8 protein-coding genes are annotated in these 23688 nt (G+C 74.7%); 1 reads left to right on the forward strand and 7 read right to left on the reverse strand.

Going from position 1 to position 23688, the window contains the following annotated elements; translation table 11 throughout:
- Window positions 1–287 precede the first annotated feature (287 nt).
- Window positions 288–2132, forward strand: a complete 1845-nt coding sequence (locus tag ABD401_RS10405) for a nucleotide-binding protein (protein ID WP_344604354.1) — start codon at window positions 288–290, stop codon at window positions 2130–2132.
- Between the two features lie 48 nt (window positions 2133–2180).
- Here the strand turns inward: ABD401_RS10405 and hisF are convergent, their stop codons facing one another.
- The 7 genes from hisF to ABD401_RS10440 form a co-directional block, all read right to left on the reverse strand.
- Window positions 2181–2954, reverse strand: coding sequence for an imidazole glycerol phosphate synthase subunit HisF (gene hisF, locus ABD401_RS10410; protein WP_344604356.1), 774 nt, complete (start codon window positions 2952–2954; stop codon window positions 2181–2183).
- A 26-nt stretch (window positions 2955–2980) separates the two neighbouring features.
- Window positions 2981–3712 carry a bifunctional 1-(5-phosphoribosyl)-5-((5-phosphoribosylamino)methylideneamino)imidazole-4-carboxamide isomerase/phosphoribosylanthranilate isomerase PriA gene (priA, locus tag ABD401_RS10415; RefSeq protein WP_344604358.1) on the reverse strand — a complete coding sequence of 244 codons (732 nt, stop codon included), beginning with the start codon at window positions 3710–3712 and terminating at the stop codon, window positions 2981–2983.
- Window positions 3713–3762: 50 nt separating this feature from the next.
- Window positions 3763–4908 (reverse strand): L,D-transpeptidase, encoded by a 1146-nt coding sequence (locus ABD401_RS10420; RefSeq protein WP_344604360.1) that lies wholly within the window; start codon window positions 4906–4908, stop codon window positions 3763–3765.
- A 63-nt stretch (window positions 4909–4971) separates the two neighbouring features.
- A complete protein-coding gene (locus ABD401_RS10425) occupies window positions 4972–5715 on the reverse strand; it encodes a 4'-phosphopantetheinyl transferase family protein (protein WP_344604361.1) in 744 nt (247 codons plus the stop codon).
- Window positions 5712–6659, reverse strand: coding sequence for a methionyl-tRNA formyltransferase (locus ABD401_RS10430; protein WP_344604477.1), 948 nt, complete (start codon window positions 6657–6659; stop codon window positions 5712–5714). The genes ABD401_RS10425 and ABD401_RS10430 overlap by 4 nt, the downstream gene beginning before the upstream one ends.
- A gap of 20 nt (window positions 6660–6679) precedes the next feature.
- Entirely contained in the window at window positions 6680–6889 is a 210-nt protein-coding gene (locus ABD401_RS10435) for an MbtH family protein (RefSeq protein ID WP_344604363.1), read from the reverse strand.
- Window positions 6890–6930: 41 nt separating this feature from the next.
- Entirely contained in the window at window positions 6931–23682 is a 16752-nt protein-coding gene (locus ABD401_RS10440; protein WP_344604365.1) for an amino acid adenylation domain-containing protein, read from the reverse strand.
- Window positions 23683–23688: the final 6 nt, after the last annotated feature.

Here is a 23688-nt window from a genome sequence, read left to right on the forward strand (position 1 = left end):
CCAGGAGGATTCCGCACCGGAAGACACACCCCGGCGCTTAGCCCGATTCGGGCTGTCCGAGATGTGAGCATGGTCCTCATCCGGCGTCCGCCGCCGCACGCGCGATTCACCCACGCCCGTACATATCGCCCCGAACCTCTCGCGGAGGCGCTCGAATCATGGCCAGGCATCGGTTGGAGCCGCCCACAGACTGGGACATTGCGTGGGATCATGCTTCGGTCTCGGTCGCGCTCAGTGACCAGACCCGAGGCAGGGGTGGGGACGATCCCACGGAGGGCGGTGCCGCGATGACCACGCCGAGCGAGAACCCGGCGCAGCAGAACACGGCCAAGAACGAGGGCGCGAGCAAGAACGCGCCCCCGGCCTCCGCTGCGGCGCCGTCGAACTCCGGCGGACCGGCGGGGGCGGGTTCGGGCGCGAGCACGGGCCAGAGCACGGGCAAGGGTGCGGCGGCCGGTGCGCCGCGCACCTCGACGACGGACCTGCCGGCCCCGGGCGGCGAGCGGGACCCCAACGACAGCACCTGGATCTACGACCAGCTCGGTCTCTCGCCCGAGGAGTACAAGGGCGACCCGGCCCCCGACGCCACCGGCCTGCCGAGCAGCGCCGAGCTGCGCCGGCGTGCGGCCGCGCTGAACCTGGACTACGACGCCCTGCGGCCCGGCGACCCGAACGCGTCCCCGTTCCCGCCCGGCTCGCTCGGCGGCGGCGGCATCGACCCGCCGACCCGCAAGTTCGAGGGGTTCCCGGCTCCGGGCTCGGGCCTGCCGAGCCAGGCCGAGGCGCCCGCCGCCCCGGCCCCGCCCACCCCGCTCGCCGCCACCTCCCCGGCCGCGGTCCAGCCGCCGGCCCAGGCGGCGCCGGCTCAGGCCCCGTCTCAGGCCGCAGCTCAGGCCTCGCCGCAGGCGTCCGCGCCGGCGTCCGCCGCGCCGTCGGCTCCGGCGCCCGCGTCGGCCCCGCTGCCGAAGGCTCCGGTCAAGGGCGCGCGGCCGAACCGGCCCGCGCGCAGCGCGCAGCCGACCGGCGAGCCGTTCAAGGACTACGACGCGAAGCAGGCGACCGGTGACATCCAGCTGCCCGTGCACAACCCGCCGCGGCCCGCGACGCGCACGGCGGCTCCCGCCGCGGCGTCCGCGAACCGTCCGCCGGCCCGCAACCTGCCGGTGAGCACGGAGAAGTTGACCGCGGACAGCCTCACCGCGGACAAGGTCCTCAAGCAGCGCAAGAAGCCGCCGTCCAAGGGCTGGCGCAAGGGCGTGCTCGCCGCGACCGGTGGCCTGGTCAACCTCGGCCCGGGCTCCAAGGAGCGCGAGCGGATGGAGTTCGAGGAGCGCGTCCGCACCGAGATCCCGGGCTGTCACCGGCTCGCGGTCATCTCGCTCAAGGGCGGCGTCGGCAAGACGACGACCGCGGCGGCGCTCGGCTCGATGTTCGCCTCGCTGCGCCGGGACCGCGTCATCGCCATCGACGCCAACCCCGACCGCGGCACGCTCGGCGACAAGATCGTGCCGGGCCAGGCACGCACCACCGTGCGCGACTTCGTCGCCCGCAGCGCGCAGCTCGACCGGTACTCCGCGGTTCGCGAGTACACCGCGCAGGCCGACTCGCGCCTCGAGGTGCTCGTCTCCGAGTCGGACCCGCTCGCCTCGCTGGCGTTCTCGGAGAACGACTACCGGATCATCAGCGACATCCTCGAGCGCTTCTACAACCTGATCCTCACCGACTGCGGCACCGGTCTGCTGCACTCGGCGATGGTCGGGGTGCTGGCCAAGGCCGACCAGGTCGTCATCGTCTCCTCCGCGTCCCTCGACGGTGCGCGCAGCGCGTCGGCGACCCTGGACTGGCTGGAGGCGCACAACTACGCCGAGCTCGCCCGCGAGTCGGTCACGGTCGTCACCTCGGTCCGGCCGCAGGCGGCGACGGTCCACCTGGACGAGATCATCAGCCACTTCGCCAAGCGGACCCGGGCCGTCGTCGCGGTCCCCTACGACCCGCACCTCGCCGAGGGTGGCCAGATCGACCTCTCCCAGCTCGGCAAGGGCGCGTACCAGGCCTACCTCGAGCTCGCCGCCGAGATCGCGGACCAGTTCCCCCGCCTCGGCATCGCCAAGAACGGCGAGCGCACGTTCTGACGTGACGTCAGACTTGTTGTCCTGACGGCGTTCCGGCGCCCGGTGCGGTCAGCGCACCGGGTGGCCGGCGGCGCGGAGGGCGTCCTTGACGTCGCCGATCCGCAGGTCGCCGAAGTGGAAGACGCTCGCGGCGAGGACGGCGTCCGCGCCGGCGGCGACGGCGGGGGCGAAGTCGGAGACCTTGCCCGCTCCCCCGCTGGCGATGACGGGCACGTTCACGATCTCGCGGACCTGACGGAGCATCTCAAGGTCGTAACCGTCCTTGGTGCCGTCGGCGTCCATGGAGTTGAGCAGGATCTCGCCGGCGCCGAGCTCGGCGCCGCGGCGGCACCACTCGATCGCGTCGATGCCCGTGCCCTTCCGGCCCCCGTGGGTGGTCACCTCGAACCCCGAGGGGGTCGGAGGGTCGCCGGGGAGGCAGCGGCGCGCGTCGATGGAGAGCACGAGCACCTGGTTGCCGAAGCGGTCGGCGATCTCGGCGATCAGCGCCGGCCGTGCGATGGCCGCGGTGTTGACGCCGATCTTGTCGGCGCCGGCGCGCAGGAGCTTGTCGACGTCCTGGACGGTCCGCACGCCGCCCCCGACGGTCAGCGGGATGAAGACCTGCTCGGCGGTGCGGGACACGACCTCGTAGGTCGTCGACCGGTCACTGGACGACGCGGTGATGTCGAGGAACGTCAGCTCGTCGGCGCCGTCGGCGTCGTAGCGCTTCGCGAGCTCGACCGGGTCGCCGGCGTCGCGCAGGTTCTGGAAGTTGACGCCCTTGACCACGCGGCCGGCGTCGACGTCCAGACACGGGATGACCCGGACCGCGACACCCATCTGACGCTCCTTCAGCTTTCGGAGGATCAGACCGCGGCCACGGCGGCGAGCGCCTCTTCGAGGGTGAACGCCTGCGCGTAGAGCGCCTTGCCGACGATCGCGCCCTCGACGCCCAGCGGTACCAGGGTGGCGATCGCGCGCAGGTCGTCCAGGCTGGAGACACCGCCGGACGCGACCACCGGCTTGTCGGTGCGGGCGCACACCTCGCGGAGCAGGTCGAGGTTCGGGCCCTTCAGCGTCCCGTCCTTGGTGACGTCGGTGACGACGTAGCGCGCGCAGCCCTCGGAGTCGAGGCGGGCGAGCACCTCCCAGATGTCGCCGCCCTCCTTCGTCCAGCCGCGGGCGGCGAGCGTCGTGCCACGCACGTCGAGGCCGACCGCGACCCGGTCGCCCCAGCGCGCGATCGCGCGGGCGCACCACTGGGGGTTCTCCAGCGCGGCGGTGCCGATGTTCACCCGGGCGCACCCGGTGGCCATGGCCGCCTCGAGGGACTCGTCGTCCCGGATGCCGCCGCTCATCTCGACCTTGACGTCGAGCTTGGCGACCACCTCGTGCAGGAGTTCGCGGTTCGACCCGCGACCGAAGGCGGCGTCGAGGTCGACCAGGTGGATCCACTCCGCGCCGGCGGACTGCCAGGCGAGCGCGGCGGCGAGCGGGTCGCCGTAGGAGGTCTCCGACCCGGCCTCACCCTGGACCAGGCGGACGGCCTGGCCGTCGGCGACGTCGACGGCGGGCAGCAGTTCGAGGCGATCCGGCATGCCGGAAGCGTAATGGCGCGGCGGTTGTGGCCCGGATCACGGGCGGGTGGTCAGGCCTGGTCGGTGTTGCCGGCCTTCCACTTCTCCCAGGGCACGGTCCAGTCCGCGACGCGGTTGATCAGGTCGTCGAACGGCTTCGAGGACCCCACGACCACGACCGGGTCGCCGACGACGATGTTCCGGTACAGCCACTCCGCGGCCTCGGGCAGCAGCCCGATGCAGCCGTGCGAGGTGTTGGCCTCGCCGATGTTCCCTTTGTTCCAGGGGGCGTCGTGGAGGAACTCACCGCTGTTGGTGATCCGCAGGGCGTACTTGGACTTGTACTCGTAGTCCTCCGGGGCGTCGATCGCCTCGTCGGTCCACTTCTTGTTGCGCTCCTTGTCCATGACGATCTTCGTGCCGGTGCGGGTCTCCCAGCCCTTCTTGCCGGTGGTGACGTCGTAGGTCTTCAGCGGTTTGCCGTCGCGCTCGACCGTCAGCGTGTGCTGGTCGACGTCGACGGTGATGATCTGCGCCCGGTCGACGGTGAAGCGCGACGTGCGGTTGGCGCCGCCGAGAACGTCCGCGCCGACCTTGACGTCCTGAAGCTTCGCCGCGAGCGTCACCGTCGTCCCGGCCGGCCAGAACTTCTCCGGGCGGTAGTCGACGGTCACGTCGTCGATCCAGTACCAGGCTCCCTCGACCGGTGGCGTCGTGCGGACCTGGAGGGCCTTCTGCACGATCTTTCGGTCGGACACCGGCTGGTTGAAGGTGACCATCAGCGGGTGGCCGATGCCGACCTTGGCGCCGTTCGCCGGCTGGACCGACGCGATCTCCAGGGTGTCCGAGGCCTTCACCTCGGTGGTGGCGAAGCGCGTGACCTTCTCCGCCGGGGCCCCGTCGGCGCCCTCGCCCCACGCGTGGACGGTGTACCGCGTGCCGACCTTCACGGGAACGGTGGAACTCCAGGCCGTGCGGTCCGGTGCGTACTTCCCGTCGAGCTGGTCGCCCTTGCCGTCGGTGACGCGGACCTCGGTGAGCCGGCCGTTGGACCCGGTCACCTTCACCGTGGCGCCCGCTCCGACGCTCCGGGCATCCGCCGCCGGCGTGACCGCGATCGACATCGGGCCGGACGAGCCGGACGTCGCCTCGTTCCCGCCACCGCACCCGGCCACCAGGCCGATCACCAGCGCCGGTCCGGCGATCAGGGTCAGCACCCGTCGCACGTTCACCCCCGTGTTCTGCTGCGGCGCCCCGCCGCCGCCCCTGTCGAACCCGCCCTACCCCGCCGGCGCCCCCGCGAACGTCCGCCGACCGGTCCAGCGTCGGACCTGGACCTCCGGTGCGGTCGCCGCGAGAACCGCCACGGCCGCGACGCAGCCCGGGCCCAGGTCGACGTCGGCCGGCGCGACGGGACCCGGGTCGTCGTCGGCCCGCCAGGCCACCAGCTCCGGCGGGGCCCCGGGCGCCGTGAGCTCGATGCGGTCGGGCGGGACCGCGAGCCCGCGCCCGGTCGCCTTGAGCACGGCCTCCTTGCGGACCCAGGTCCGCAGCAGCGCGGCCGGGCGCTCGCCCGGCGCGAGTTCGGCGAGGGCCCGTCGCTCGGCCGGGGCGAGCACGACCGCCGCGAGCTCCGCGGGGTCGAGCGCCGTCCCCGTCGTCTCGACGTCGACGCCCACCGGCACCTCCGCGACCGCGACCACGACCCGGTCCCCCGCGTGGCTCACCGAGAACTCCGTCCGACCGATGTCAAGAAAGGGTGACACCCTTTCTTGCCGGAGCGCGGGCTTGCCGTGGGGGCCGCCGCAGGTGGCGCAGCGGTGGACGAACGCCAGCGCCGCGGGGTCGGTGTCGAGGACCGCGCCGAGCACGAGCCGCGTGAGCGCGTGCGCGGCGAGGAACCGCTGCCGGTCGGCGGGCCGGAGCAGGGCGTCGTGGCGGGCCCGTTCCCCGGCGTCGAGCAGTCCGCGCATCGACGCCGGGACCTCGACCGGGTCGGCCCAGACGATCGACACGGACGTCACGGCCGGTCGGTGAGGTAGCCGCCCATCGCGGTGAAGTACTCGAGCGCGGGCAGCGTCTCCCCCGCTGCGGTGCGGACGGTCTCGATCACCACGGCGAGGTTCTGCCCGCGCCGAGCCTCGGAGCCGGCGACGATCGCCACCCCGGGGCCCTCGCGGAAGAAGATGCGGCCCGGCGTCCCGCCGTAGCGCTTCTCGGACACGGACGCCTTGAGGACCGAGAGCCGCTCGCCGCGGTGGTAGGTCCACGCGTTCGGGTACGGGTCGGGCTGCGCGCGCACGAGGTTGACGATGTCGCGCGCCGGCCAGGTCCAGTCGATGCGGTTGTCCTCGTCGGCCCGCTTGTGGAAGAACGTCGCCGAACTGCGGTCCTGCGTCGGGAAGTCCGTGCGACCGTCCGCCATCAGGTCCAGCCCCGCCACCGTGATCGGGCCGAACAGCTTCACCGTCGCGTGGAACAGGTCGACGGCGGTGTCTTGCGCACCGACCGGGACGGCCCACTGCAGGACGATCGGACCGGCGTCAAGTTCGGCGTCCATCAGATGGGCCGTCACGCCGACCTGGGTCTCGCCGTTGATCAGCGCCCAGTTCAGCGGAGCGAAGCCGGCGTACCGGGGCAACAGCGAGTCGTGGACGTTCAGCGTCCCGAGCCGCGGTAACGAGAACACCTCGGACGGGATCAGCGTCCGCCAGTTCACCGCGACCATGACGTCGGGGTCGGCCTCCTTGAGGCGCACCTGCAGGTCGGCGTCGTCGGGCCGGTTGCGGAGCAGGACCGGCACGCCGGCCGAGCGCGCCAGATCCTCGACCGAGTCGTTCCAGATCCGTTCCCACGCCCCGTCGCTCGGTGGGTGCGTGACGACGAGGACGACCTCGTGGTGCGAGTCGAGCAGCGCCTGCAGGGTGCGGGAACCCCACGTACCGAAGCCGAAGAAGGCGACGCGCAGACCGGCGGTGGTGGCCACGCTCAGCCGCCCATCGCGCGGACGAGGCTCGCCGGCCGCATGTCCGTCCACGACCGCTCGACGTAATCGAGGCACGCCGCTCGGGTGTCCGGGCCGAAGCGGCTCTCCCAGCCGGCGGGGACGTCGACGAAGTCCGGCCACAGGCTGTGCTGGCCCTCGTCGTTGACCAGCACGCGGAACGTGCCGTCCGGGTTGTCGAAGGGGTTGGTCATCGCGTTTCTCCTTCTCTGCAGGGGTCTTCGATGTCGTCCGGTCAGTCGCGCGGGGCCGCGGCGGCCAGCGCAGAGAGCGCGCGGAACCAGGTCCGGGCCAGGTCGACGACGGCGTCGGCGTCGAGGACGCCGTCCGGCCACGACCAGGTCGCGAGCAGGACGACGCCGTCCGGGCGGTCCTGCGCCACGGCGCCGAGGGACAGGGCGTGTGCGAGCGGGATCGACGGGTCGAGCGCGAGGTCGGCGACCGCCTCCTCCGGGGCGCTCGCCCAGTCGCCGTCCTCCGGGCCGCCGACGCGGCCGAGGTAGTTGAACTCCAGCGACGGCGGTACGTCACCCCCGAGGGCGGCCGTCGCTCCCGTGCTCACTCGTACGCGCTCCAGCACAGCCGCGGCCGCCACCGGAACTGACTCCACGTCAGCCAGCCGGACCGGCCCCGGGTCGAGCAGAACCGGGACGCCGGTGGCGAACCGGCCCAGCGTGCGGGAGACGTCGAGGTCACCCGTGCGCCCGTGGCCCTTGACGTCGACGAGCGTCGCCCCGCCCCCGTCATCGACAGAGCTCTCGACCGCACCGCGCCGGTCCCGCCAGTCGGCGACGGCGAGCGCGAGTGCCGCGAGCAGCACGTCGTCGACGTGCGCCCCGTACGCCGCGGGTACCGGGCCCAGCAAGGCCGTGGTGAGGCCCGTCGGGAGCGTCTCGTCATGTGTGCGTTCGGTCCCCACGACGTCGCGTGTCGGGTCGAGCGGGCGCCGCAGGGGCAGCGGGTCCCCGCCGGCCCGGACGGACTCCGCCGCCGGGGAGCCGCCGCGCTGGTGCGGGACCTGCGCGGTGAGCAACTGCGCGTGCCGGCGGAACGACGTGGTGACCGGCGGCAGGTCCCGGCCCGCCACCGCAGCCGCGAGATCCTTGAGAAGGATGCGCCACGACACGGCGTCCATCACGAGGTGATGCACGGTCAGCAGGAGCCGTCCGCGTTCGCCGGGCCCGCGGTCGAACCACACCGCGGCCCACATCACCCCGGAGTCGGGGTCGACGCGGTCCCGGGCCGCGCGGGCGCGCTCGGCGACGAGGGCCTCCAGGTCGCCGACGCCCCGGGCGTCCACGCACTCGAGGTGGACCACGGCCTGATCCGCGGACGGAACTTCCAGCGTCCAGGGCGTGCCCCGGACGAGGCGGGCACGCAGGAGGTCGTGCTGCCGGGCCACCGCGGCGAGGGCCTGCCGCAGACCGTCCTCGGTCGTGCCGGCCGGGGTGAGCACCAGGCTCGACTGCTGGATGCCGGCGACCGGTGCGTCGACCTCGGACATCCAGGCCATGGTCGGCGTCAGCGGAACCGTGCCGGTCCCGTCGTCGGCGGTGGCGGCGGTGGCGGTGTCGGAAGCCTCCACCGGGACCGCCGCGGCCGCGACCGAGTCCAGCGTCCGTTCCGCCATGATCTGACGTGGCGTCACCTTCCAGCCCTGCGCGCGCAGGCGACTGACCACCTGCATCGCGAGGATGCTGTCGCCGCCGAGGGCGAAGAAGTCGTCCTCGACGCCGACCTCGAGGCCGAGCAGCTCACTCACGACGGTGACGACGGCGTTTTCGGCCGAGGTCGCCGGCGGACGCGAGCGGATGCGGTCGGCCGCCGGCGGCTCCGGCAACGCCGACCGGTCGAGCTTGCCGCCGGGCAGGAGCGGCAGCGCGTCCAGCGCGACGAAAGCCGTCGGCACCATGTGGCCGGGCAGGGCGTCGGCGGCGAGCCGGCGCAGGTCGGCGACGGACGGCGCGTCAGCGCCGGGCCGCGGCACGACGTAGGCCACCAGGCGCTCGACCCCACCCGGGCCGGGACGCACGGCGACCACCGCCGCCGCGAGGTCACCGTGACGCCCGAGCACGGCCTCGATCTCGGCCGGCTCGATCCGGTAGCCGCGCAGCTTCACCTGATCGTCCGACCGGCCGCGGTACTCGAGGTGCCCCGCGGCGTCGAACCGTGCGAGGTCACCGGTCCGGTACATCCGTGTCCCGGGCGGACCGAACGGGTCGGCGACGATCCGGTCCGCGGTCAGCCCGGCGCGGTTGAGGTACCCGCGCGCGAGTCCGGCGCCGGCCAGATACAGCTCACCGGTGACCCCGGGCGGCACCGGGTGCAGCGCCGCGTCGAGGACGTAGGCGTGCGCGCCGGCGACGGGGCGGCCCACCACCGGAGTCTTCGCGTCGCCGACGAACGCGACCAGGGAGTCGACGGTCGCCTCCGTCGGTCCGTAGAGGTTGACCGCATCGGTGCCGGCGAGTTCGCGCAGCTGCGTCCATACGCCCGGCGGCACGGCCTCGCCCCCGAATCCCAGCAGGTGCAGCGGGCAGCGGGGCGTGCCGTCGACGTCCGGACGCACGAGGCCCGCGGCGAGCAGTTGCGCGAGGAAGGACGGCGTCACCTCGAGGAAGTCGAGGTCGCGATCCCACACCGCGGCGACGAGCAGGTCCGCGTCCCGGCGGGTCTCGTCGTCGAGGACGTGCACCTCGTGCCCGCCGAGCAGCCACAGCTGCGGCTGCCAGGACGCGTCGAAGGAGAACGACCACGCGTGCCCGACCCGCAGCCGGTCCCGCCCGGCGGCCACGACGGCCCGCGCGTGCAGATCCTCGGCGTGACTGGCGTACAGGTTCGCCACGGCCGTGTGCGGCACGACCACACCCTTCGGCGTCCCCGTCGAGCCGGAGGTGTAGATCACGTACACCGGGTGCTCCGGCGCGAGCGGCGCGAGCCGGTCGGCATCGGTGAGATCGCGGTCGTCCGCGGTCCCCAGGCGCACCGCCGTCGCCGGGTCGTCGAGCACGAGGACGGGGACGTCACCCCACTCGGCGACCAGGTCCGACGTGGTCACGACGAGCACCGCACCCGCGTCGGCGAACAGCGCCGCGGTACGGGCGGCCGGGGTGTCCGGCTCGGCGGGGACGTAGGGCGCGCCGGCCTTGGCCGCGGCGAGGATCGCGGTCATCCCGTGCTCGCGCGGCAGCACGAGTCCGACGGGTCGCTCCGGCCCGGCTCCGGCGGCGACGAGCAGCCGCGCGAGCCGGTTGGCCCCGGCGTTGAGCTGACCGAACGTCAACCGGCGCTCCCCCGCGACCAGTGCGGGCGCCGTCGGGTCGCGGCGCACCTGCGCCTCGAACAGGGCCGGCACGGTCGCGGCGACGTTCGCGGGAAGCGCAGCGGCGGGGCGACCCCGACCCGCGGCGAGCGCAGCGTCGCGCTCGCCGCGGGCCAGGACGTCGATCCCGGCGACGGGCCGGTCGGGATCGGCGACCACGGCGCGCAGCAGCCGGAGCAGGCGGTCGGCGAGACCCGCCGCCGTGCTCTCGTCGAAGAGGTCCGTCGCGTACTCGACGACGCCGGCGATCCCCCCGGCCCCGCCGTCGCCGCCGCGCTCGTCGACGAAGTCGAACGAGAGGTCGAACTTCGCCACCGCGGCGTCGGCGTCGATCCGCGTCGCCCCGAGGCCCGGGAGCTCCGGGTCGTCGTCGGGCGCGGGCAGGTGCACCACCATCACCTGGAACAACGGGTGGCGAGCCGGCGACCGCGCGGGGTTGACCGCCTCGACGACGCGGTCGAACGGCAGGTCCTGGTGCTCGAAGGCCGCGAGGTCGTTCTCCCGCACCCGACGCAGCAGCTCGGCGAAGCTCGGCCGCCCGGACAGGTCCGTCCGCAGCACGATCGTGTTGAGGAAGTACCCGACGAGGTCGCCGAGCGCGAGGTCCGCCCGGCCGGTGATCGGGCTGCCGATCGGGATGTCGTCACCGCCGCCGCTGCGGTGGAGCAGCGCCGCGACCGCCGCCTGCAGCACCATGAACGTGCTGACGTCGTGAGTTCGCGCGAGCGACCGCAGCGCGGCCGCGAGGTCGGCGTCGATCGTCACCGGCACCGTGCCGCCGGAGCCGGTGGCCATCGCCGGCCGGGGGCGGTCGGTCGGCAGCGAGAGCTCGACGGGCAGACCGGCCAACGCCTCGCGCCAGAACGCGGTCTGCTGCCGGGCGTACTCGGTCGGCGCCCCGCGCTCGCCGAGCAATCTGTGCTGCCACGCGGCGAAGTCCGCGTAGCGGGCGGGCAGCGGCGCGAACTCCGGGGCCCGGCCCTCCCGCCGCGCGGCGTAGGCCGTGGCCAGGTCGGTCACCAGCGGCGCGTCGGACCACTCGTCGGCGGCGATGTGATGCACCGTCAGCGTGAGGACGTGGTCCGTCGGTCCCAGCCGGAGCAGCTCGGCCCGCACCGGTGGTTCCGTCGCCAGGTCGAAGGTGTGGAAGGCCGCGCCGCGCAACCGCGCGGGCAGGTCGGCGGGGTCGATCGTGGCCTCGACGACGCGGACCGTCTCCGCCGGCAGCACCCGTTGGTACGGCAGGCCGTCCCGTTCGACGACGACCGTGCGCAGGGGCTCGTGGCGTTCGACGAGATCGCGCACCGCGGCGCGCAGTGCGGCGGCGTCGAGCTCGCCGGTCAGGCGCCAGGCGATCGGGATGTTGTAGGTCGGGCTCGGGCCGGCGATGCGGTCCAGCACCCAGAGCCCGTGCTGGGCCGGCGAGAGCGGGACCTCGGCGCCGGACGGCACCGGTGTCAGCGCCGGACGCTCCCCCGCGGCGGACGCGGTGGCGAGCCGCGCGGCCAGGCGCGCGGGGGTCGGCGCGTCGAAGACCGTCCGCAGGGACACGTCGGCCCCGAGATCGGCCCGCAGTCGAGCGACCAGGCGCATGGCGAGCAGCGAGTGCCCGCCGAGGGCGAAGAAGTCCGCGTCGGCGCCGGGCCGCTCCCCTCCGGGCAGCCCGAGCACCTCGGCGAACAGAGCGCAGACCGTGCCCTCCAGTGCGGAGGCCGGTGCCCGGCCCGACCCGGCGGATCGGGAGTCGACGGGCGCCGGCAGCGCGGCGCGGTCGACCTTCCCCGCCACGGAGCGCGGCAGCGCGGGCAGGACGACGAAGGCCGACGGCACCAGCGCGGCGGGCAGGGTCGCCGCGACGGCGGCCCGCAGCGTCTCGACGTCGGTCTCCGCACCGCCGGGCGCCACGACGTACGCGACCAGACGCGGGTCGCCCGGCCGATCCTCGCGGACGGCGACGGCCGCGTCGACCGCGCCGGCCGTGCGCAGGGCCGCCTCGATCTCTCCGGTCTCGATGCGCAGGCCGCGGAGCTTGACCTGGCCGTCGACGCGGCCGAGGAACTCCAGCTCCCCGCTCGCACGCCGCCGGACGAGGTCACCGGTGCGGTACATCCGCGTCCCGGGGGCGCCGAACGGGTCGGCGACGAAGCGGTCGGCGGTGAGGCCGGGGCGGTTCAGGTACCCGCGGGCGAGACCCGGGCCGGCGAGGTAGAGCTCGCCGGGGACGCCGTCGGGCACCGGCGTGAGCCCGGCGTCGAGGATCCGGACCGCGAGGTTCGCGACGGCGCCGGCCCGGCGGTGGACCGTGTCGGCGGTGCGGATCGCGCTGCGGCCCCACGCGTCGACCGTGCACTCGGTCGGGCCGTACAGGTCGTGGACCGCGACCAACGGCCACGAGGTCAGCTCGCCCCACAGGTCCGGTGGCGTCGCCTCGCCCCCGACGACGAGGACCGCCGGCGGCACGCCGTCCGCGCCGAGGCCCGCGCGCATCAGCTCGCGCAGGAACGTCGGCGTCAGGTCGAGGTAGTCGATGCGCTCGGCGCCCAGGTACGCGACGACCGCGGCCGGGTCGAGCGCACTCTCGTCGTCGAGGACGTGCAGCTCGTGCCCGGCGACCAGCCAGAGCAGCGGGTCCCACGACGCGTCGAAGGAGAACGAGGTCACGCAGCTCGCGCGCAGGACCTCCCGGCCGAGCGCCTGGGCAGCCGGGTCCATCACGGTGGCCCGCTGGGCGGCGAGGAGGTTCGTCAGCCCGCGGTGAGTGCCGACCACACCCTTCGGCGTGCCCGTCGACCCGGACGTGAAGATGACGTAGGCCGCGGCGGCCGGCGGCGGTGGCACCGGGGCGAACGACCCCACCGGCGCGTCCGCCGGGAGCACGACCGTCCGCACGCCCGCGGGCAGCCGGTTCGCCAGCTCCGCGGTCGTCAGCACGACCACCGGGGCGGCGTCGGCAAACATCTGCTCCAGCCGCGCCGGCGGCTGGTTCGGATCCACCGGCACGTACGCCGCGCCCGCGGCGAGGACGCCGAAGATCGCCGGCACCGTCGCCGTGCGCGGCAGCGCGAGGCCGACGAGGTCACCCGGTCGCACGCCGTGCTCGGTCAGCAGGGCGGCGACACCGCCCGCGCGGCCGGTGAGCTCGGCGAAGGTGAGCCGCTCCGCGCCGGCCACCAGCGCGAGCCGGTCGGGCGTGCACTGCGCCTGGACGGCCAGAGCCTGAGCCACCGTCAGCTCGGGGACCGCGAGCTCCGGACCGACACCGGCCGCGAGCAGGGAGGCGGGTTCTCCGGGAGCGAGCAGGTCGAGCCGGCTCAGCGGCCGGGTCGGGTCCGCGGTTGCCGCGGCGAGCAGTCGCAACATCCGGTCGGCGAGCTCGGCGACGGTCGCGGGGTCGAAGAGATCACGGCTGTACTCGAACTTCAGCAGCAGCGCCTCGCCCGTGTCCGCGCCCGGGTCGACGACGTCGACCGCGAGGTCGAACTGGGCGGTGCCCAGTTCCGGGTCGAGCCACCGCGTCGGCAGGCCGAGCAGGTCGGCGTCGTCGCTGCTGCGGGCGTGGTAGCCGATCAGGACCTGGAAGAGCGGGTTACGGCCCGGCACCCGCGGCGGGTTGACGGCCTCGACCACGCGTTCGAACGGGACGTCCGCCGCGTCGAAGGCGGCGAGGCCGGTCTCGCGGACCCGGCCGAGCAGGTCGGCGAACGACGGATCCCCCGACGTGTCGGTGCGGAGCACCACGGTGTTGACGAAGAACCCGACGAGGTCGTCGAGCGCCCCGTCGGCGCGGCCCGCGACCGGCACGCCGATCGGGAGGTCCTCCCCCGCTCCGAGGCGGGTCAACAGCGCGGCGAACGCCGCGTGCAGGGTCATGAACATGCTGGCGCCACTCGCCGCGGCGAGGTGACGGAGGCCGGCGGCGGTCTCGGCCGGCACCTCGGCGCGGACCAGGCCGCCGGTGACGGAGGGCTCGGCCGGTCGGGGTCGGTCGGTGGGCAGCCGGAGCTCGACCGGCGACCCGGCGAGCGTCGCGGTCCAGTAGTCGAGCTGACGCGCCATCAGCGAATCGGGGTCCGGCGCGTCGCCGAGCAGGCGCTCCTGCCACAGCGTGTAGTCCGCGTACTGGACCGGCAGCGCAGCCAAGCGCGGGTCGAGCCCGGCGACACGGGCGCGGTAGGCCGTGTCGAGGTCGGCAAGGAACGGCCGGTCCGACCACTCGTCGGTGGTGACGTGGTGCAGGACGATCACGACGACCGCGTCGTCCGGTGCGACGGTCAGGACCGACGCCCGGACCGGGAGCTCCGCCCCGAGGCGGAACGGCGTCCGCACACGCTGGGCCACGACGTCCGTGATCGCCTCCTCGGCGACCGGGACGACCTCGAAGGCCGAGCGGGTGAACTCGTCCGCCGCGACCGCCGGGTCGAGCACGTCCTGGTACGGCTCGCCCCCGGCCTCGGCGAACAGCGTCCGCAGCGATTCGTGACGGGTCATCACGTCGATGACCGCGGCACGCAGCGCGTCGGTGTCGAGCGCGCCGGTCAGGCGGAACACCAGCGGAAAGTTGTAGGCCGCGGACGGGCCGGAGAGGCGGTCCACGAGCCAGAGGCGGCGTTGGGCGGCCGAGAGCGGGACCCGCTCCGGCCGCGGGCCGGGCACGAGCGCCGCCCGGGCCGGGCCGCGGGTGGCCTCGACCCGCCGGGCGAGCTCCTCCGCGGTCGGAGCCTCGAACAGGTCGCGGATCGCAAGGTCGGTGCCGAGTTCGCTGCGGGCTCGGCTGATCAGCCGCGTGGCGAGGAGCGAGTGGCCACCCGCCGCGAAGAAGTCGTCGGTGGCGCCGACGCGCTCGAGTCCGAGCACCTCCGCGAAGAGCGCGCACAGCGTCTCCTCCACCGGGGTCGCCGGCGCGCGGCCGGCCGTCGTCGCGACCGGCTCCGGCGCCGGCAGGGCGCGGCGGTCGAGCTTGCCGTTGACGGTCAGCGGCAGCGCCGGCAGCGGCACGAGGGCGGACGGCACCATGTAGTCGGGCAGCGACTCCTTCAGGAATCCCCGCAGGCGCACGAGCAGGTCCGCCGCCGCGCGGGCCGCGGCCGGCGCGTTGGCGAGCTCGCCGACTGGCCGGGCGCGGCAGGTCCCGGTCAGCCGAACGGGAGCGTCGGCCGGCAGCAGCACCGCCTCGTACCGGTCCGGCTCGCTGCCCGGGACGCAGACGGCGCGGTACCCCGCGCGGACGACGTCGTCGGGTTCGGTGCCCACCGGGGCGGTCCGCAGCGCGGCGCGCGCGGCCACCACCCCGGACACGGAACCGGACGCCAGCACCTCGAGGGCCGCGAGTTCTCCCGACAGACGTGGGTTCTCCAGGTCGGGAATCCGCACCGCCCCGGGCACCGTGTCGACGGCCACCGGTTCGGGTCCACCGGCCGCGTGCAGCAGGACGTCGTAACGGTGCCGGGTGAGTTCGTTGTGGGCTCGGCCCGCCTTCAGCCGGATGTCGGCCCCGGCCAGCGTCGGTGTGCGCTCCGCCAGGTCGGTGAACCACGCGGGGTGGAGCACCAGCTCCTTCTCCAGCGCGACCCGTCTGTCGATCTGCGCGGCCAACTGGGCGGGCCCGACACCGGGGTCCGCCTGCTCCAACGCGATCGCGGCGTGGAACGCACGCAGCGAGCGCAGGTCGCGGACGTCGCCGACGAACAGCGTGCCGCCGGGGGCGAGCAGCTCGGCCAGCCCGGTCAGCACGCCGGCGAGGTGCTCGGCGCTCGGGAAGTACTGCACGACCGAGTTGACGACGATCGTGTCGAAGTGACCCCGCGGCAGGCCGTCGGTGTGCTCGGCGGGCCGGCACTCCAGGCGCACCCGCGCGGCCAGCTCCGGGTCGGAAGCGACGTCCGCGGTCAGCTTCGCGATCACGGGCGCCGAGAAGTCGGTGGCCCAGTACTCGTCGACGTCGCGGGCGAGCCCGGACAGCAGGAGGCCGCTGCCGACACCGACCTCGAGAACGCGGCGGGCACCGAGGGAGCGGATCCGTGCGAGCGTCGCGTCGCGCCACTCGCTCATCTCGTCGAACGGGATCGGGGCGCCGGTGTAGCTGGAGTCCCAACCGGCGAAGTCGGTGGTGAAGACCGCCGTCGGGATCTCGGTGTACTCGGCGTCGTAGATCTGCTGCCACTGCTCGACGTGCGCGGACTCGGCGGCGTCGCGCGAGTCACCCGCCGCCGGCGCGGGCACGACGTACCCGACGAGCCGGGACGAGCCGGTGCCGTCTCCGGCCGGGACGGCGATCACCGCCGCGTCGACGACCTCGGGGTGCGCGGCGACCGCCGCGGCGACCTCGCCGGGTTCGACGCGGTAGCCGCGGATCTTCACCTGGTCGTCGGCGCGGCCGACGAAGTCGAGCAGACCGTCGGACCGCCACCGGACGAGGTCACCCGTGCGGTACATGCGCGCACCCGGCTCGCCGAACGGGTCGGCGACGAACCGCTCCGCCGTCAGGCCGGCGCGCTGAAGGTAGCCACGGGCCAGACCGACGCCGGTGATGTAGAGCTCCCCGGCGACACCGGGCGGCACGGGGCGCAACCGGGAGTCCAGGACGTAGGCGACCGTGTTGCGGATCGGGCGGCCGACCGTCGGCGTCGTGCTGTCGTCGGTCCCGCCGCCGAGGGTGTTGATCGTGTACTCGGTCGGGCCGTAGAGGTTGTAGCCGGTGACACCGGGCGTCGTGAGCAGCCGCGACCACACGTGCTCGGGCACCGCCTCGCCGCCGAGCAGGACGAGCGGCGGGACGTGCGGGCCGTCGAGCAGCCCGTGCTCGAACAGCTGCGCGGCGTAGGTCGGCGTCACGTTGACCACGTCGACGGCGTGCGCGGCGCAGTACGCCACCAGCGCCTCCGGGTCGCGGCGCAGATCCTCGTCGCAGACGTGGACCTCGTGCCCCTCGACGAGCCAGAGCAACTCCTCCCACGACATGTCGAAGGAGAACGAGACCGTGTGCGCGATCCGCAGTCGCCGCCCGCCCGCCTGCGCCACCACCGGGTCGAAGATGTGCTGACGGTGATTCAGCTGCATGTTCGTCAGACCGCGATAGGGCGTGACAACGCCCTTGGGCAGGCCGGTCGAGCCGGAGGTGTAGATGACGTAGGCCGGGTGCTCCAGCCGGTGCGGCACCCCGGGGGCGAAACCGGGCCGCTCGGCGTCGGCCAGCGGCTCCGCGGAGAGCGCCGTCAGCGCGGCGGCCGTCGCCGGGTCGTCGAGCCGGACCTGCTCCGGGCCGCCGACGGGCAGCTGCCCGTCGCGGGCAGCGGTGGTCAGGACGCAGACGGGCTCGGCGTCGGCGAGCACGAACGCGACGCGGTCGGCCGGGGTGTCGGCGTCGATCGGCAGGTAGGCCGCGCCGGTGCGCAGCACGGCGAACAGCGCGGCCACCATGTCGGCGGCACGCGGGAGCGCGAGCGCGACGACGCGTTCGGGCCCGGCGCCGCGGGCCAGCAGGGCCCGCGCGATGCGGTTGACCCGCGCCTCTAGCTCGGCGTAGGTCCAGGAACCGTCGGCGGTGACGAGCGCGACCGCGTCGGGGCAGAGCGCGGCGCGCTCGGCGAGCAGTTCGGAGATCGACTCGATGCCCGAGTCGGCGGCGGTGTCGTTCCACTCGACGAGCACCTGCTGCCGCTCGGCCGCGGTCAGGGTGTCGAGCTCGCCGACGCGGACGCCGGGATCCGCGACGAGAACCTCGAGCACCGCCGCGAACCGGTCGAGAACGGCCTGCGCCGCGGCATCGGTCACGACGTCGGGCCGGTGGTACAGCCCGAGCACCAGCTCTGTCGTCGGGGTGACGACGAGGGTGAGCGGGTAGTGCGTGGCGTCCGCGTAGCCGACGTCGGTGATCCGGTGCCGGCGCCGGAACGCCTCCTCCTCCTCGGCGTCGTCGCCGAGGAAGTTCTGCATCACCGAGAGCGTGTCGAACAGCTGCGGGTGCCCGGACTCGCGCTGGATGCGCGCGAGCCCCAGCCAGTCGTGGCCGAGCACGGCGGAACGCTCGCGGTGCAGGCGACCGAGGAGTTCGGTGACGGTCTCGGCCGGGTCGATCCGCACGCGCGCGGGCACGGTGTTGAGGAACAACCCGATGACCGTCTCGACGTCGGGCACCGCCGGTGGGCGGCCCGACACCGTCGTGCCGAACACGACGTCACCGGAGCCGGTCAGCCCCGAGAGCACCAGGCCCCAGGCCGCGCTGACGAGCGTGTTCAGCGTGACTCCGGCGGCGCGCGCGGCGGCGCGGATCGCGTCCGACGCAGCTTCGTCGAGCGTGATGCGGCGGATGCCCGGCGGCACCGGCTCCGCCTCACCGAGCCCGGGGTGGACAAGCGTCGGGGAGTCGAGCTCGGCGAGCGCGTCGCGCCACACCGCGGCCGAGACCTCGGCGTCCTGCTCCCCCAACCAGTTCAGGTAGTCGCGGTACGAGCCGCGGCGCGGCAGCCCGGTCGCGTCGCCGCCGGAGGCGTAAAGCTCGAAAAGGTCCGCGAACAGCAGCGCGGCCGACCAGCCGTCCCAGAGCAGCAGGTGGTGGCTGAGCACGATGCGGCTGCGGTTGCCGTCGCGCAGCACGACCGTCACCGCGAGCAGTGGCGGCGACGTGACGTCGAAGCGCCGGGCGCGGTCCGCGGCCATCACGGCAGCGAGGCGGTCGGCCTCGACGCCCGGCTCCAGGCCGCGAAGGTCCACGACGTCGAGCGGCGGCTCGACGGCGGACGCGAGGAACTGCACGGGCGCGGCCAGCCCGTCGTTGGTGAAGCCCGCGCGCAGGACCGGGGTGCGGGCGAGCAACGCCGCCAGTGCCGTGCGCAGGCGCTCGACGTCGACGGTCGTGTCGAGGTCGAAGTGGTCCTGGACGGTGTAGATGTCCCGGCGACCGGCGTCGAAGGACGCCAGGAAGAACAGGCCCTCCTGCAGCGGCGAGAGCGGCCAGATGTCCGTCACGGCCCCGCCGGGGGTCCGCGCACGATGAAAGGCGCAGACGCGGTCGATCTCCTCCTGACGGAGCGTCACGGCGGGTAGGTCGGCGGGCGTGAGCCCGGTGTTCCCGGCGGCGGCCCACGCACGCAGCTCCGCCACGGCAGCGGCGAAGTAGGTGCTCAGGGCGTCGACGTCCGCAGCGCTCAGGGCGTCGGGCACGAAGGTCCACGTCACCGCGAGCTCGGGCCCGTCCGGGCCGTCCTCGGTCAGCGCGTCGAGGGTCAGGACGTACGGGACCGGCTGCTCCGGGTCGGCCGCGGCGCCGAGCACGCCCGCCTCCGGTGCGGGCGTCCACGGGGTGGCCGTTCCGTCGGCCGCCGGCATCCGCCCGAGGTAGTTGAACAGCACCTGCGCGCGCTCGCCGGCCGCGAGCAGTGGCGCCGACTGCGGGTTGACGTACCGCAGCAGACCGTGGCCGAGCCCGGCGGCGGGCACGGCGCGGACGGTCTCCTTCACCCGGCGCACCGCGCCCTCGAGGGAGTCGCCCCCGGTGTCGAGGCGCAGCGGGTGCACGGTCGTCAGCCACCCGACGGTGCGCGAGAGGTCGAGCTCCGCCGCGCCCAGCGCGGAGGCGTCGCGGCCGTGGCCTTCGACGTCGACGAGCACCGGACCGGTGGCGCGACCGGCGTCGGCGCGCCAGCGGTCGACGGCCCGCCCGAAGGCGACGAGCAGGACGTCCTGCACCCCCGCCCGGGCGGCTGCGGGAACGGCACCGAGCACAGCGACCGTGTCCGCAACCGGCAACCGGGTGACGGTCCGTGCGGTGTCCGCCTGTGTCCAGGTCGCCGCCGCGGCCGGGACCTCCGCCGCGACGAGACGTGCGCCCGGTGCGGTGGTGGCCGTCCAGTGCTCGAGTTCGCCCAACCGCGCGGGGCTCGCCGCCTCGTCGGCCAGGCGCCGTGCCCACGTACGGAGGGTGGTGGGCACGGCGTCCAGCGGTTCCCCGGCCCACGCCGCGGCGAGGTCGGGGAGCAGGATCCGCCACGAGACGCCGTCGACGGCGAGGTGGTGGACCACGAGCAGGAGTCGGCCCGCCTCGGCCCCGCGGTCGAACCAGACCGCGGCGACCATCTCGCCGGCCTCCGGGTCGAGCCGGTCGGCGGCCGCGGAGGTCTCGGCGGCGATGGCGGCCCGGAGGGCGTCGGCGCCGAGAGCGCGGGCGTCGACGCGGCGGAGCACGTCGGCGGCGCGGACGCGGCCGGTCGGCTCCACCGCCAGCGACCACAGCTGCGGGACCGGCCGGGTCAGCCGCAGGCGGAGCGCGTCGTGCCGGTCGAGCAGGGCCTGCAGGGCCGTCTCGAGCCGGATCGCGTCGGCACCGGCCGGCGTGTGCACGAGCACCGACTGGCTGAAGCGGCCGATCGGCCCGCCCCGTTCGCGCAGCCAGTGGACGACCGGCACCAACGGCACGTTCCCGACGCCGTCGGGGTCGCCGGCCGGCAGCGCTCCGGGGGCGCCGTCGGCCGTACCGTCGGTCGCGGTCTCGGCCGGCACGGTCTCGGCCGGCACGGTCTCGGCCGGCGCGATCGCCGCCAGCGCGGCCGGGGTGCGGAGCTCGAAGATCTGGCGGGGCGTCAGGTCGATGCCGCGGCGGCGGGCCTGCGCGACCAGCGAGATCGAGATGATGCTGTCGCCGCCGAGGAAGAAGAAGTCGTCGTCGACCCCGACCTCGTCGAGGCGCAGCACGGCGGCGAACACCTCGCACAGGGTCTGCTCGGCCGCCGTTCGTGGTTCGCGCTGCTCACCCCGCGCACGTTCGGGCGCCGGCAGCGCGGCCCGGTCCAGCTTGCCGTTCCCGGTCACCGGCAGAGCGTCGAGGACGACGACCGCGCCGGGCACGAGCCCGGCGGGGAGCGTGGCCGTCAGCTCGGCGGTGACCGCGTCCGGGTCGAGCTCCGCCCCGGTCGCCGGGACGACGTAGGCGCACAGGTACGTCCCGCCCGGCCCGTCCGTGCGCGGCACGGCAACCGCGGCGGCGACGTCGGGGCGCGCGAGGAGCGCGGCCTCGAGCTCACCGGGCTCGACCCGCTGACCGCGGATCTTCACCTGGTGGTCGGTGCGGCCGAGGTAGGTCAACGCGCCGTCGTGCCGCCAGGCGACCAGGTCACCGGTGCGGTACAGCCGCTCCCCCGGCGCCCCGTACGGGTCGGCGACGAAGCGTTCGGACGTCAGGCCCGGCCGGCCCGCGTAGCCGCGCGCCAGCTGCACGCCCGCGAGGTAGAGCTCGCCCGGGACCCCGACCGGCGCCGGCCGCAGCCAGGCGTCGAGCACGCGGACCTGCGTGTTCCACACCGGCCGGCCGATCGGCACGCCGGGCACGGACGGGAGCTCGGCGCCCGGCCGGCACGCCCATGCGGTCACGTCGACCGCGGCCTCGGTCGGACCGTAGAGGTTGTGCAGCTCGACCCCGGTGCGGTCGAGCCAGCGCTGCGCGAGCTCGGTGGAGAGCGCCTCGCCGCTGCAGACACAGCGCCGGAGCGTCGCCGGCCAGTCCGGGCCCGCTGCCGCCGCACCGCCGTCGGAGGCCAGGAACGCCGCCAGCATCGACGGGACGAAGTGCAGGGTCGTGACGCCCTCGGCGGCGATCAGCTCTCGCAGGTACGCGGGGTCGGCGTGACCGCCGGGCCGCGCGAACACCACCGCGGCGCCCTCGCAGAGCGCCCAGAAGAACTCCCACACCGAGACGTCGAAGCCCGCCGGGGTCTTCTGCAGGACGCGGTCGTCGGCGGTCAGCGGCATCGCCGACTGCATCCAGTCCAGCCGGTTCACGATCGCGCGGTGCGAGACCGCGACGCCCTTCGGCCGGCCGGTCGATCCGGAGGTGTAGATCAGGTACGCCGCGCCGTCGGGGTGCGGCTCGCGCGGGGCGGCGACGGGACACCTCGCGAGCTCCGCGGCGGTCGTGGGGTCGTCGAGCACGATCCAGCCGAGATCGCCGAGGGCCGCAGGCTCGTCCAGACCCGCACGGACGGTGATGCCGACGACCGGCCGGGCGTCGGCCACGAGGTCCCGACGCCGGGCGGCGGGCAGGTCGACCTCGACGGGCAGGTACGCGGCGCCCGCGAGCTCCACCGCGAGCAGGGCGACCATCAGCTCCGCGGATCGCGGCACCGAGACGGCGACGACGGACTCCGGGCCGACGCCGCGTTCGGCCAGCAACCCCGCCAGGCGGCCGGCCTCGTCGTGCAGCTGACGGTAGGTCAGGTGGCGGTTTTCAGCGACGACGGCCAGCGCGTCCGGAGTCCGCGCGGCCTGGGCGGCGAGCCGGCCGGTCAGCGTGGCGTCCGGATCGGCCGGCGCGACAGCGGTGTCGTTCCAGTCGGTCAGCACCCGCGTGCGCTCGGCCGCGGCGAGCAGGTCGAGGCCGGCCGGCGTGCGGTCCGGTGCCGTGGCGAGCGACCGCAGGGCCGCGACCAGCCGGTCGGCGACGCGCTCGGCGGTCCCGGCGTCGACGAGGTCGAGCCGGTGGTGGACGCGCAGTTCGAGCTCGCGCTCGGGCCGGGCGACGAGGTAGAGCGGGTAGTGGGTGGCGTCGCGGCAGGTCATGCCGGTCAGGCGAACGCCACCGACCTCGGTTACCGGCGCGGTCTCCGGCCAGTTCTCGACGACGGTCATGGTGTCGAAGAGCTCACCGGTGCCGGCCGCCCGCGCGATCTCGGGCAGGCCGAGGTGCTGATGGTCGAGCAGCGCGGTCTGCGTCCGCTGCAGCGCCGTCAGGTTCTCGCCCAGCGATGCCGCCGGATCGAGTGAGACCCGCACCGGAACGGTGTTGATGCACAGGCCGAGGATCCGTTCGACGCCCTCGACCTCCGGCGAACGGCCGGCGACCGTGGTGCCGAACACGACGTCGGTGCGCCCGGTCAGCGTCGCGACCGTGAGCCCCCACGCCAGCTGGATCACCGTGCTGACGGTCGCCCCGTACTCACGGGCGACCGCGGTCAGGCGCGCGGTCGTCGCCGCGTCGAGGCGGCGGGTGACGGTGAGCGGCGACCGGTCGGCCGGCCGCCCCCGGCCCTCGGGGCGCACCAGCGTCGGCCCCGGGACGCCGGCCAGGACCGTCCGCCACTCCTCCACCGCAGCGGTGCGGTCCTGACCGGCGAGCCATTCGAGATGGGCGCGGAAGGGCACGGGCGCCGGGAGGGCGCCGGCGTCCCCACCGGCCGCGTAGAGGTCGCAGAGCTCCTGCACGAGGAGCGGCATCGACCAGCCGTCGAGCAGGATGTGATGGTGCGTCAGTACGAGCGTGTGACGATCGGCGTCGAGGCGCACGAGCGCGAAGCGCACCAGCGGCGGGACGCCCGGGTCGAACGGCGCGCCCTGCTCCTCGTCCGCGAAGCGCGCCAGTTCGTGCTCGCGCTTGTCGGGGTCGTCGCCCGAGAGGTCGAGTTCGCGCCAGGGCAGCTCGACGGAGCGCGGGATGAGGGCGACCGGGGCGCCGTCCTTGCGCTGGCGGAACGCGGCCCGCAGGTTCGGGTGCCGGTCGAGCAGGGCCTGGCCCGCAGCCCGTAGCCGCTCCGCCCGCAGCGGGCCTGCGAGATCGAGCGTCAGCTGGCTCGTGTACAGGTCGAGCCCGCCCGCGTCCGCGAGCCGGTGGAAGAACAGGCCCTCCTGCAGCGGGGTCAGCGGCAGGATGTCCGCGAGTCCGGAACCTTGGGTACCTGTCACAGCCCC

Origin of the sequence: Sporichthya brevicatena, from assembly GCF_039525035.1 — a bacterium.
Taxonomy (GTDB): Bacteria; Actinomycetota; Actinomycetes; order Sporichthyales; family Sporichthyaceae; genus Sporichthya; species Sporichthya brevicatena.

Coding starts and splice junctions, on each gene's coding strand:
- ABD401_RS10405 (WP_344604354.1), top strand. CDS start 288: ATGACCACGCCGAGCGAGAACCCGGCGCAGCAGAACACGGCCAAGAAC.
- hisF (WP_344604356.1), bottom strand. CDS start 2,954: ATGGGTGTCGCGGTCCGGGTCATCCCGTGTCTGGACGTCGACGCCGGC.
- priA (WP_344604358.1), bottom strand. CDS start 3,712: ATGCCGGATCGCCTCGAACTGCTGCCCGCCGTCGACGTCGCCGACGGC.
- ABD401_RS10435 (WP_344604363.1), bottom strand. CDS start 6,889: ATGACCAACCCCTTCGACAACCCGGACGGCACGTTCCGCGTGCTGGTC.